This window comes from Amycolatopsis sp. VS8301801F10 (genome assembly GCF_046195355.1).
GTDB lineage: Bacteria > Actinomycetota > Actinomycetes > Mycobacteriales > Pseudonocardiaceae > Amycolatopsis.
In genome coordinates this window covers 3,314,134-3,326,870 of the sequence record NZ_CP176065.1, presented here as the reverse complement: position 1 = coordinate 3,326,870, position 12,737 = coordinate 3,314,134, and the positions used below count along the sequence as shown (strand labels likewise).

At 72.9% G+C, this 12,737-nt stretch carries 5 protein-coding genes and 1 pseudogene; 3 read left to right on the top strand and 3 right to left on the bottom strand.

Features of this window, described 5'->3' with window-relative positions:
- Positions 1–176 precede the first annotated feature (176 nt).
- Positions 177–1,067, bottom strand: coding sequence for a nucleotide disphospho-sugar-binding domain-containing protein (locus F9C11_RS16005; protein WP_409185654.1), 891 nt, complete (start codon positions 1,065–1,067; stop codon positions 177–179).
- A gap of 209 nt (positions 1,068–1,276) precedes the next feature.
- The gene (locus F9C11_RS16000) at positions 1,277–1,693 is read right to left on the bottom strand and encodes a hypothetical protein (RefSeq protein ID WP_409185653.1); all 417 of its coding nucleotides are present in this window, start codon (positions 1,691–1,693) and stop codon (positions 1,277–1,279) included.
- A gap of 130 nt (positions 1,694–1,823) precedes the next feature.
- Here F9C11_RS16000 and F9C11_RS15995 point away from each other — a divergent pair, with 130 nt between their 5' ends.
- The gene (locus tag F9C11_RS15995; RefSeq protein WP_409185652.1) at positions 1,824–2,588 is read left to right on the top strand and encodes a TetR/AcrR family transcriptional regulator; all 765 of its coding nucleotides are present in this window, start codon (positions 1,824–1,826) and stop codon (positions 2,586–2,588) included.
- 265 nt (positions 2,589–2,853) lie between these two features.
- Here the strand turns inward: F9C11_RS15995 and F9C11_RS15990 are convergent.
- Positions 2,854–11,256, bottom strand: a pseudogene (locus tag F9C11_RS15990) (beta-ketoacyl synthase N-terminal-like domain-containing protein); the annotation flags it as partial.
- A 296-nt stretch (positions 11,257–11,552) separates the two neighbouring features.
- Between F9C11_RS15990 and F9C11_RS15985 the strand changes: the two are divergent.
- Positions 11,553–12,368 carry a thioesterase II family protein gene (locus F9C11_RS15985; RefSeq protein ID WP_409185651.1) on the top strand — a complete coding sequence of 272 codons (816 nt, stop codon included), beginning with the start codon at positions 11,553–11,555 and terminating at the stop codon, positions 12,366–12,368.
- A gap of 103 nt (positions 12,369–12,471) precedes the next feature.
- Positions 12,472–12,735: a hypothetical protein gene (locus F9C11_RS15980; RefSeq protein ID WP_409185650.1), complete on the top strand. Its 264-nt coding sequence runs from the start codon at positions 12,472–12,474 to the stop codon at positions 12,733–12,735.
- Positions 12,736–12,737: the final 2 nt, after the last annotated feature.

Sequence of the window (12,737 nt, the reverse complement as noted above, 5' to 3'; positions counted from 1 at the left end):
TTTTCCGGATGATTCCGGGAAAAACGCTATCCAGATGTGTTCTCCCGCCCCACCCCTAACCGGCGGAGTCCGGGTGGGTTCCGGCCCCGGACGCCCGTGAGGGGAACCCCGAGGGACTTTGATTCCCTCCGGGTTCCCCTCACGGACAGTGGTTTCGCGCCGAGGAGACTCCTCAATCAGCGGGTCAGTTCGGCGACGACGGTGCGCGGGGCGGGCAGCGCGGCGATCTCTTCCCGCAACGCCTTCGCGGCGCGACCCAGCTCCTCGTCGGCCGTCAACGTGCGGGCCCCTTCGGCGGAGCCGGTCTTCCCGGCACCGACCGCCGCTACGCGCGCGGTGATCGCCGATTCCGCAAGGGAAAGCTGGGGCAGGCCGTTCGCCGCCGCGGCGAGGGCGAGGGCCGCGTCGCCGTCGTGGATGACCGCCGCACACGTTGACAGCAGCGCTGCCGGTGGCGCGGAGTCGACGAGCCGGACGTTGGCCGGCAACGTGACACCCGCCGGAACGCGGGCCGCGCACACGAGTTCGAAGTCCGCTCCCGCGACCGCATCGAACAGCGGGGCGAACAGCGTCTCGTCGGTGAGGGAGAGCAGCACGCGGGCGCGCCGGGCCTTGCGGCGCAACCAGTTCGGCACCACCACGGGTCCGAAATAGGGCACGTGCCGCATCGCGCGGACGGAACCGCTCCCGTTCCGCAGCGACGGTGGCACGGTGTCCAAGGTGACGTCCGCGGTGTCGTCCGCGTCCGGCTCGTCCAACGCGCCGAGGACGCGGACCGCGACGGCCCCGACCGCTCGCGCGGCGGCTGTTCCCGCCGGAGCGAGGGCGTCGGAGACCACGACCTGGGGACGCCACAACTCCGCGAACTCGGTTAAGGCGCCGGACTCGGCGAGCGCGGCTTCGCTTTCCAACTCGACCGCCACGCAACTGGTGCGGAGGATCTCCTCGACGAACGAAGAACTTCCGGCGATTTTCACTTCATGGCCCGCCGTCCGCAATGCCCACGCGAGTGGCGCGAGATTGTGCAGCCGGGCGGGCGAAGACGGGGCGGCCATGAGCACACGCATGGAATCCACTCCAGAAAAAGAAACCGGGGAACCCCGGCGCGAATGTTGATCCGAGATTAACCGCGCCCGAGTCGCCCCCATACCCCTATTGCGGGCCGCGAAGCGCGGTCGTTCGCCCACGCCCGGCGGGGCCCGCGGGGTTCGCCGATACTTTCCGGCATGGAGTCACCCGGCAGCCGCGCCTGGCAGGCATACCTCGGACGACCGTGCTACCCGCCCGCCCCAGCGACCGCGCGCAGGCGGCGATCCCACTCACGCGCGGCCCACACACCGCCCGCCAGCACCCCACCGCCGAACAGCACCCAAAGCAGCCACGACGGATCCCACTCCTCCCCGAGCAGGCCGCCCGTCAGCCAGATGACGACGTGCACGACGCTGACGACCAGCCACAGCGCGGCCGCGATCCGCGGAGCCGCCTCGAGCGCCGGCGGGACGGCGTCCGCGGCCCGGCCGGCGACCGCGACGCGCAACGCGGCCTGCGTGGTCGCGGTTTGGACCAGCGCCAGCCGCCGGGCCGCCTCGGCGACGTCGTATTCACCCTCCGAACGGGCGTGCTCGATCTCGGTGGCCGCCAGCTTCCGGTCCAGCTCGGTCACCCGGCCCGCGAACCGGCGGGTCGCGCTCACGACAGCGGACCTTCGGCCAGGACGCGTGCTGGGGCAGGCTTGGATGCCGCCACGACCATTTCCCGTAGCCTCTCAGCTTGTTTAGTGTAGGGCTTGCACAGTTTACTCGAAGGACCCCGCGGAGCGAAAGATGACGACCGAGCCCGATAGTGCCGACCTCCGGCAGCTGCCCCCCGGGCTGACCCCCGCCTGGGGCGCCGCGCCGCGCGCCCGCCGCGGCCCGAAGCCCTCGCACAGCGTGGCGCAGGTCGTCGAGGCCGCCGTCGAACTCGCCGACGCCGACGGGCTGGCGGCCGCGTCCCTGCCCAACATCGCCGCTTCGCTCGGCCTGACCACCAACGCGCTGTACCGCTACGTCAGCTCGAAGGACGAACTCCTGGTGCTCCTGGCGGACGCCGGGTTCGGCCCGCCGCCGGACCTGCCGGACGACCTCGGCTGGCGGGCCACCGCGCGGGCCTGGACCCACGCCGCGCTGGAACGCTACCGGGCCCGCCCGTGGCTGCTCGACGTCCCGGTCCGCGGCGATGCCGTCACCCCGCACCTGCTCGGCTGGACGGAACTGCTGCTGTCCGCGCTGTCCGCCGCCGGTCTGTCCGATGTGGACGCTCTCGGCTGCGCGAGACTGGTGACGGACGTCGCCCGCGGAACGGCCGAACGCCTCCGCGCCGTCGCCGACCCGGACTCGGCCAGTTTCCCCGGCCACGCCGCCGGGGTCCGCGCGTTCCTGCACCCGTTGCTCGCCGACCGCGGCTACCCCCGGGTGGCCGCCCTCACGGCCGAACGGCAGTACCCTGCGGCCGCGGACGCGGACTTCGGTCTGGACCGGGTGCTCGACGGGATCGCTGCTCTTCTCGAAGGGACTCGTTCCGGGCGCCACCACGGCGGGGGTGCCTGACTGTCGGGCACCTCCGCCGCCGGGATTCCGCAACTACCGCCGACCACTCACGAACCGAGCCCACCGCGGCCGCTCTCCTCGAAGGATCCCGCTCCAGGCATCGAAACGGCGAAGGCCCTGACCACCAGACACCCCCGCCGCCCGGGCCTCATCACCGACCCCGCGCGGACGCCCTCCTCGAAGAGTCTCGCTCCGGGCACCGAACCGGCGGAGGCACCTGACCAGACACCCCCGCCGCCCGAATCCCGCAACTACCGCCGACCACTCACGAACCAAGCCACTCCTCGACCGCCCGTGCCGTCGTCTCGGAGCTGTCCTCCACCAGGCTGAAGTGGTCGCCCGGGACCACCGCGGTCTCGTCGGCCAGGCTCCATGCCGTCCGCCACGCTTCCGAGTCCTCGGTTCCGGCCTCGGGCGCGTCGAACCGGTCCTCCGGGCGCACCAGCAGGCTCGGGGCCGCGATCTCCGGCAGGACGACCTCGGGGAGCACCTCCAGGTACCGGGCGAGCGCGGTCAGCTTCGTCCGGTCGTACGGGCCGTACCGGTCCTCGTTCGCGAGCAGTCCGGAGACCAGGCCGAGCGTGGCCTTGTCCCGTTCCTCCTGGTCGCTGCGCTGGATGTCCTCTCCGCTGGCCGCGTAGGTGTCCAGCAGGACAACCCCGGCCGGACCGGTGCCCGACTTCTCCAGCAGGCCCGCGACGGCGTGCGCGAAGATGCCCGCCGACGAGTACCCCAGCAACGCGAACGGCTCGTCGCCCACGGCCTCGCGGACGCTCTCGGCGAGCACGTCCAGGATGGCCTCGGCCGACTCCGGCAGCAGCTCGCCGGCCAGGAATCCCGGCATCGGCAGCGCCGACAGCGTGCGCACGCCGCGGAAGTGCGCGGCGAACCGCGCGTACTGGTACGCGCCGCCCATCGCCGCCGGGGTGGACAGGCACAGCAGGTGCGTCCGCCCTGGTCCCTCGGCCATCCGGACCGGTACCGGGAGCTGGCCGATGCCCGCCGCCGACTGGAAGGCCGGGCGCAGCCGGGCCGCCGCGCTCAGCAGGCCGAGCCCGTCCTCCGTCTGTCCCGCGCGGACGGCCTCGGAGAACATCTGCTTCAGCCCGTCGGAAGCCGGGTCCTCCGGCGAACCCGCGGCCGCACCGTCCAATTCGGACAGCAGGTGCGCGGTCAGCGCCACCGGGTTCTGGTGGTCGAAGATGACCGTCGGGGACACCGTCAGCCCGGTGGCCTCGTTAAGGCTGTTGCGCAAGCCCACCGCGGACACCGAGTCGAAGCCCGATTCGAGGAAGTGCCGGTTCGGGTCGACCGCGTCGGCGTCCGCGTACCCGAGCACGGCCGCGGTGTGCTCCAGCACGACCTGCAGCAGGATCTTCTCGCGCTGCACCTGGGTGTGCCCGGCCAGCCGCTCGCGCAGCACGTCCGGGTCGGCCGCGACGGCGGTGCTCGCCGTGCGGCGCACCACGACCGGTGCGGCCTTGGCGGTTTCCACCGGCGCGGCAACGGTTTCCGGCGCCTCCGAGACGGGACGCACCGTCACGGCCTCGATCGAGGCCACCGGCTTGCCCGCCTGGTCGGCCAGCGTCACCGCGACCGCGTCCTCGCCGAACGGGGTCATCCGCACGCGCAGCTTCGCCGCCGCGGTGGCGTGCAGTTCGACGCCCGCCCAGGCGACCGCGAGCCCCGCCTCGCCGCCGGGACGCAGGCCGAACGCCTGGATCGCGGCGTCCAGCGCGGCCGGGTGCAACCCGAACCGGCCGGCCTGCGGGCTCGTCTCCTGGCCGAGGCTCACCTCGGCGAACACCTCGTCGCCCCGCAGCCAGCCCGCGCGCAGGCCCTGGAACGCGGGCCCGCGGCCGAGCCCCGGCGCCTCGTACCGGCCGTGCACCGGCACCGGTTCGGCTTCGGCGGGCGGCCAGTCCTCGAGCCCCTCCGGCCTGGCCTTCCCGCCGGTCAGCGACCCGCTCGCGTGCCGGATCCACCCGGCGACCGGGTCGTCCGGGCGCGAGTACACCGTCAGCGATCGCACGCCGGACTCGTCCCGCGCGCCGACCACGGCCTGCACCTGCACCTTCCCGCGCTTCGGCAGCACGAGCGGCGTGTGCACGGTCAACTCCTCGACCCGTGAGCAGCCCGCTTCGTCGCCGGCGCGGACAGCGATCTCGACGAACGCCGCGCCGGGCAGCACGATCTCGCCGCCGACGGTGTGTTCGGCCAGCCAAGGGTGGGTGCCGGCGGAGAGCCGGCCGCTGAGCACGATCCCGTCCGAATCGGCCAGCCACATCGCCGCGCCGACGAGCGGGTGCCCGGTCGATTCGAGCCCGGTGGAGCCCAGGTCGCCGCTCGCCCGGATCGCCTCCATGTCGACGTCCGGCCAGTAACGCTTGCGGTGGAACGCATACGGCGGCACCGGCACCCGCCGCACCTGCAGGCCGGCGAACAACCGGGTGCCGTCGAGGGTCAGACCGTCCACATGCGACTGTCCGGCCGCGCGCAGCACCGCGGTGGTCTCGGCGAGATCGCCGGGCAGCACGGGCAGTTCGGTTACGTCCTCGCCCGGCCCGGTCAGACCCGGCCGCACGGCGCGCGCGAGCTCGCCGCCGGGACCGAGGTCCACGAACCGGTTCACCCCCATCGCCTCGAGACCGCGGACCGCGTCGAGGAAGCGGACCGGCTGCCGCAGCGTGGCGACCCAGTGTCCGGGATCGGACAGTTCGTCCCCGGCCGGGGCGCCGGTGACCGTCGAGAGCACCGGGACGCGCGGGGCGCCGTACGACAGCTCCCCGGCGATCTCGGCCAGCTCCTCCAGGACCTCGTCGACCCGCGGCGAGTGCGCGGCCTGGTGCACCGGCAGCCGCCGGGTCCGGCGTCCGCGTTCCTCCCACTGGGCGGCGATCGCGAGCACCGGTTCCTCGTCGCCGGAAAGGACGACAGAGGCCGGTCCGGCGACCTCGGCGAGCGCCACCCGGCCGGTCAGCAGCGGACGGATTTCCTCCTCGCTCGCTTCGATCTCGACCATCGCGCCGCCGGTCATCTCCTCCAGCAGCTGCGCGCGGGTGGCGACCAGTTTGACCGCGTCAGGCAGCGAAAGCACGCCAGCGACGTGCGCGGCGGCCACCTCGCCGCCGGCCCGGCCCAGCACGCAGTCGGGCCGCTGTCCCCAGAATTCGAGCAGCCGGAACAGCGCGACCTGCACGGTGAACAGCGCCGCTTGGGTGAACGACGTCCGCGCGAGCAGCTGCGCGTCCACCGAACCCTCCTCAGCGAACAGAACGTCCAGCAGCGGCCGGTCCAGGTACGCCCCGAACTTCTCGCTCACGTCGGTGAATTCCCGGGCGAACGCGGGGAAAGCCGCGCAGAGGTCCTTGCCGGTGCCGGGCTGGACGACGGCGTGGCCGGCGAACAGGAACGCCGTCTTCGCGCCCGCCCGGACACTGCCGCGTAGCACGGCGGCGGCGGGCTCGTCGTTCGCCAGCGCGGCGAGCCCCGCGAGCAGCTCCTCCCGGTCCGCACCGACCACGACCGCGCGATGCGGGGCCGGGGCCCGGAAAGTGGCCAGGGAGTACGCGAGGTCCGGCAGGCCGGGTGCGTCGTCAGCGGTCAGCCGGGACAGCAACCGCTGTGCCTGCAACGGAAGGGCTTCCTTGCTGCGCGCGGAAATCAGCAGCGGCAGCGGCCCGTGCGGCTCGGCGAGCGGCGTGGGTTCGTCCTTCTCCTGCGCGGGCGCCTGCTCGATGATCACGTGCGCATTGGTCCCGCTGTATCCGAACGAGGAGACCCCGGCGCGGCGCGGACGTCCGGCGTCCGGCCACGGGATCGTCTCCGCCAGCAGCCGGACCTGCCCCGCCGACCAGTCGACCTGCGTGGTCGGGTTGTCCGCGTAGCGGGTCATCGGCAGCTGCTCGTGCCGCAGTGCCATCACCATCTTGATGACGCCGGCGACCCCGGAAGCGGCCTGGCTGTGGCCGATGTTCGACTTGACCGAACCCAGCCACAGCGGGCTGTCCTCGGCCCGGTCCTGCCCGTAAACCGAAAGCAGTGCGCGCGCCTCGATCGGGTCGCCGAGGGTGGAGCCGGTCGCGGACGCCTCGACGACGTCCACCTCGGACGGGCGCAGCCCGCCGAGCGCGAGTGCTTTGCGGATCACGCGTTCCTGCGACGACCCGCTCGGCGCGGTCAGCCCGTTGGACGCGCCGTCCTGGCCCACCGCGCTCGACCGGATCACCGCGAGGACCTCGCGGCCGTCGCGCAGGGCGTCCGAAAGCCGCGCGACCACGAGGACGCCGACGCCCTCGGACCAGCCGATGCCGTCCGCGTCCGCGGAGAACGACTTGGACCGGCCGTCGGCGGCGGTGCCGCCGGAATCGAAGTGGGCGAACGGGCTCGGCGAGGTGAGCGCCGAAACCCCGCCGACCAGCGCGAGCGAGCAGTCGCCCTGGTTCAGCGCCTGGCTCGCCGAATGCAGGGCCACCAGGGACGACGAGCAGGCCGTGTCGATCGAGACCGACGGGCCCTCCAGGCCGAACGCGTAGGACACCCGGCCGGACACCACGCTGCCGAGCACGCCGGTGCTGCGGAACAGGCCGTTGGTCTCCAGGTCGCCGCCCGGCCCCGGGTCGTAGTCCGACTTCATCACCCCGGCGAACACGCCGGTGTCGCTGCCCTTGAGCGAGACCGGGTCGATCCCGGCCCGCTCCAGCGCTTCCCAGCAGGTCTCCATCAGCATCCGCTGCTGCGGCTCGATCATCGGGGCCTCGTTGGGGCTGATCCCGAAGAAGGCCGCGTCGAAGCCGGTGAGGTCGGGCACGAACCCGCCTTGCGGCACCCGCCCGCTCGCCTCGACCTGGCCGAGCCAGTAGTCCAGGTCCCACGACCGGTCGGTGGGGAAGTCCGAGATCCCGTCCCCGCCGGAGGACGCGAGCCGCCACAGCTCTTCCGGCGTGCTGACCTGCCCGGGGTACCGGCAGGCCATCCCGATGATCGCGATCGGCTCGTCGCCGGCCACGGTGGTCAGGGTGACCGGCTCCGGCTTGCCGTCCAGCTCGCCGAGCAGCGACTGGTACAGGTGCTCGGCCAGCTCCGCCGCGGTCGGGAAGTCGAACACGAGGGTGGGCGGAAGGGACAGCCCGGTGGCCGCGCCGAGCTGGTTGCGCAGCTCGACGGCCAGCAGCGAGGTGAACCCGAGGTCGTTGAACGCGCGGTCGACGTCGATGAGGTCCGCCGAGTCCTGGTCGAGCACCGCGGCGACGTTGGCGAGGACGACCCCGCGCACGGCCTTGAGCCGTTCGGTGGCGGGAAGCGCGAGCAGCTTGCCGCGCAAGGAATCCGGGTCGGCCTCGGCACCGGCCTGCGCGGCCGTCTCCGGTGCGCTGGCGGCGCGCCGCGCGACCGGTTCCGGCGCGCGGCTGGGCTCGCGGCGCGGCGCGGCGGCCCCGCGGACGGCAGCCAGCTGCTCCTCGGAGAGCTGCCGCAGCGTCAGCGATTCGACCGAGGCAACCGGGTTCCCCGCCACGTCGGCGAGTTCCAGCGCCACGGTGTCCGGCTCCGTGCGCCGCAACCGCACCCGCGCCGCCGCGGCACCCGAGGCAAACAGTTCCACGCCGGACCAGGCGTACGGGAACGAGATGCCTTCTCCTTCGCCCGCAAGGCCGATCGCGTGTAGTGCCGCGTCGAGCACGGCGGGGTGCAGCCCGAAACCGGCCGCGTCCCTCCGGGCCCGTTCGGGCAAACTCACCTCGGCGAAGATCTCGTCCGCACCCCGCCACGCGGCCCGCAAGCCGCGGAACACGGGACCGTAGTCCAGACCGCGCTCCGCCATTTCCTCGTACAGGTCCGCGAGTTCCAGCTCTTCGGCCTCGGCGGGCGGCCAGGAAGCCAGCGCGAAGGACGCCGTGCCGTTCGCAGCGGCCAACACCCCGCTGGCGTGCCGGGTCCACGTCCCGTCGCCGGTGAGGTCGTCAGTGCGCGAGCTGATCGTGAACGAACGTGCGCCGGACGCGTCCGGAGCGTTGACGCTCACCTGGATCCGGACGCCGCCGTCCGCGGGCAGCGCCAGCGGTGCTTGCAGGGTCAGCTCCCGCAGCCGGGAGCAGTCCACCCGGTCCCCCGCCCGGATCGCGAGTTCCACGAAACCCGTGCCAGGGAAGAGAATTGAGCCGCCTACGGCGTGGTCGGCCAGCCAGGGGTGGGTACCGACGGAGACGCGGCCGGACAGCACGACGCCCTCGGAGTCCGCGAGCACGGTGGCCGCGCCCAGCAACGGGTGGTCCACCGGTTCCAGGCCGAGCGAAACCGGGTCGCCGTAGATTTTGGCCGACTGCAGCCAGTACCGCTGCCGCTGGAAGGCGTAGGTAGGCAGTTCGGCGGGGCGCGCGCCACGGCCGGCGAAGAACGCCGACCAGTCCGGGGAAACCCCGTGCGCGTGCAGCTCTCCGACCATGGCGGTCAGGGCTTCCGCGTCCTCGCTCGGCGTGGACCCGACAAAAGCGTTCCCGGTCAGGCTTTCCCGCGCGCCCGTCGGGCCGAACTCGATGAACCGGTTCACGCCCTGGGCTTCCAGGTGCCGGATCCCGTCCGCGAAACGTGCCTTCGCGCCGAGCCGCCGGACCCAGTACGCCGGCGAGCGCAGCTCTTCCTCGCTCGCCAGCTCGGTGCCGCCGCCCGGCAGCACCGGGATGCCCGGCTCCGCGTAGCTCACCGATTCGACGGTCTTCTGGAGCGCGTCGGTGCCGGCAGCCGCCACCAGCGCGGCCGCGTCCGCCAGCGACAGCACGCCGGAAACGTGCGCGGCGCTCAGCTCGCCGATCCCTTGCCCGGTAACAAAGTCCGGGGTGATCCCCCATGACTCCAGCAACCGGAACAACGCCACCTCGACGGCGAACGCGGTGCCGTTTTCGCCGTGCTCGGCCAGCTTCGCGCGGGCTTCTTCGTACGCCGTGGCGAACGCGGGGAACGCGGCACTCAGCTGTTGGCCGAGTCCATTGCCGCCGGACGCGGTGCCGGAGAACAGGAATGCCGTCGACGTCTCGCCGCGGGCCACCCCGTGCACGACCTCGGCGGAGGTCTCTCCGTCGGCGACGGCGTCCAGGCCGCGAAGCAGTTCCTCGCGGCCGGTCCCGGTGACGACGGCCCGGTGCGGGAACGCCGACCGGCCGGTGGCGAGGGAGTAGCCGATGTCCAGCGGGTCGAGATCCGGGTGGTCGCGGACGTGCTCCCGCAGCCGCGCGGCCTGTGCCCGCAGCGATTCGGGGTTCCGGCCGGACAGCACCCACGGGATCGCGCCGCCCGCGGGGGTTTCCCGCTCCGCGACCGCGGTGTCCTCGGGAGCCTCTTCCAGGATGATGTGCGCGTTGGTGCCGCTCATCCCGAACCCCGACACCGCGGCCCGGCGAGGCCGCTCGTCGCGCGGCCAGGCCACCGGTTCGGTGAGCAGCTCGACGCCGCCGGAGGCCCAGTCCACCCGGCGGTTCGGCTCGTCCACGTGCAGCGTCTTGGGCAGGAGGTCGTTGCGCAGCGCGAGCACGACCTTGAGCAGCGAAGCGACCCCGGCCGCCGCCTGGGTGTGCCCGAGGTTCGACTTGACCGAACCGAGCCGCAGCGGCCGTCCGTCCGGCCGTTCCCGGCCGTAGGTGGCCAGCAATGCCTGCGCCTCCACCGAATCGCCGAGCGGGGTCGCCGTGCCGTGCGCCTCCACGAGGTCGACCTCGTCGCCCGCCACCTGGGCGTTGGCCAGCGCCTGGCGGATCACCCGCTGCTGGGCCGGTCCGCGCGGCGACATCATCCCGTTCGAGGCGCCGTTCTGGTTGACCGCGCTGCCGCGGACGACCGCGAACACCGGGTGCCCGTTGCGGCGCGCGTCCGAAAGCCGTTCCAGCAACAGCATTCCGGCGCCCTCGGACCAGCCGATGCCGTCCGCGCCCTCGGCGAACGACCGGCACCGGCCGTCGACCGACAGCGTGTCGTCGACGCTGAACTCGGCGAAGGTCTGCGGGGAGGACATCACCGTGACCCCGCCGGACAGCGCGAGCGAGCACTCCCCTTGGCGCAGCGCCTGCACCGCCATGTGCAGGGTCACCAGCGAGGACGAGCACGCGGTGTCGACGGTCACCGTGGGCCCTTCGAGACCGAACGCGTAGGCGAGCCGTCCGGACACCACCGCGGAGGAGCCGTAGTGGCCCGGGTAGTTGTGGTACATCACCCCGGTGAACACCCCGACCGGGCTGCCCTTCACCGAAGCCGGCGGGATCCCGGCGCGCTCGAACGACTCCCAGGTGGTCTCCAGCAGCAGGCGCTGCTGCGGGTCCATCGTGAGCGCTTCCCGCTCGCCGAAGCCGAAGAACCCGGCGTCGAACTCGGCCGCGTCGTACAGGAATCCGCCGTGCCGGGTGCGGCTGGCGCCCGGCCGCTCGCCGGTCGGGTCGTAGAGCCGCTCGGTGTCCCAGCCGCGGTCGGCCGGGAACTCGCCGACGACGTCCGAGCCGTCGGCCAGCAACCGCCACAGGTCCTCGGGCGTGCGCACGCCGCCGGGAAACCGGCAGGCCATGCCGACGATCGCGATCGGCTCGTGACCGGCCCCGCTGAGCTTCTTGTTCTGCGCGCGAAGCCGCTCGGTCTCCTTCAGGGACGCACGGAGGGCGTGAACCAGCTTGTCGTCGGACTTGTTCATTCAGACCTTCTCCTGAGTCGCGTGGTCGTCGGCGCGGTACGGGCCGGTTCGCCCGGACGCGGCTGCCGGGAGGTCCCGGGAAACGGTTGCGGCGGGAAGGTTTCCGCTCTCGCCCACTACCCCGCCTGAGGCGGTACGTTACGAGCGGCGAGCACGGCGTACCCACCCCTAACCGGCTGCCCGGACCCCTGAGCGAGCCCTCCCGGCGAGGCGGCCGAAGGGCGGCTCGACCGCCCGCGGACGCTGCGCCGCTAGGGGTTGCCGGTCCCGCGGAGGGACCGGAGACTTCCTGAACTGTGACTGCCCTGAACAAGAACTCCAGCCGATGGCTCCGGCGATTCCACGCGGCCGACGACGCCGCGGTGCGACTGGTGTGCCTGCCGCACGCGGGCGGGTCGGCGACCGCGTACTTCCCGTTCTCGCGGGCAGCCGCCGACGGCGGACTGGACGCCGACGTCATCGCCGTGCAGTACCCGGGCCGCCAGGACCGGCGGGACGAGCCGTGCTGCACCGAACTCGCCGCGATGGCCGACGTGATCGCCGACGACCTCGCCCCCTGGATCGACCGGCCGGTGGCCCTGTTCGGCCACAGCATGGGCGCGACGCTCGGCTACGAGGTCGCGTGCCGGCTCGAGGCGCGGGGCACCCGGCCGCTGGGGCTGTTCGCGTCCGCGTGCCCGGCGCCGTCCGTGCCGCGGTCGGAGTACGTCCACGAACTCGGCGACGACGGTTTGCTCGCTGCCCTCAAGGAAATCAGCGGCACCGGCAGCGCCGTGTTCGGCGACGACGAACTGCTGCGCCTGGTGCTGCCCGCGATCCGCGGGGACTACACGGCCGTCGAGACGTATCGCCCCGAACCCGGGCTCGCACTGGACTGCCCGGTCCAGGTTCTGCTGGGCGCGGACGACCCGGTAGTCGACCCCGCCGAGGCCGACCCGTGGCGCGGGCATACTAACGGCCACTGCGCCGTGCAGGTGCTGGAAGGCGGGCATTTCTACCTGAATGCCCAGCTAGCCGCCGTGCTGACTACCGTCGCGGCGTGCCTGCGCGACTGGCGCGCGGAAGCGCTCGCTTCCGCGACCCCGGCCCCCGGGCGGATTGCGGGGGAGTAAACCCCAGGCTGCCTTCAGGTGCCGACCCCCTGGTCTGCCGGGCGCGGATCCGCGAAACTGGTACCGCAAGGAACAGACCGGACCACCGGCCCCGGAGGCAGCCATGACGGCTATTCGAACCGCGCCCGGCGTTACCCAGCGAATGCTCCCCGACGGACACCTCAAGCTGGCCAGCACGAGCCACGAGGTGGACTGCGAACCGGTGGCCGCGGCCATGCTGGTCGCGCTCAACCAGCACAACGGCGACCTCGACGACGCGAGCGCCGTCCTCGCCGCGCTGTGGGAGACCGACGTCGAAGACCTCCGCTACGACCTGGTGGCCCTGACCGGCTCCCTCTGCTCCCTCGGGCTGCTGACCGAGGGGTGAGC

Bases quoted from the DNA above. Each gene is read 5' to 3' on its own strand.
- F9C11_RS16005 (WP_409185654.1), bottom strand. From the start codon at position 1,067: ATGCGTGTGCTCATGGCCGCCCCGTCTTCGCCCGCCCGGCTGCACAAT.
- F9C11_RS15995 (WP_409185652.1), top strand. From the start codon at position 1,824: ATGACGACCGAGCCCGATAGTGCCGACCTCCGGCAGCTGCCCCCCGGG.
- F9C11_RS15980 (WP_409185650.1), top strand. From the start codon at position 12,472: ATGACGGCTATTCGAACCGCGCCCGGCGTTACCCAGCGAATGCTCCCC.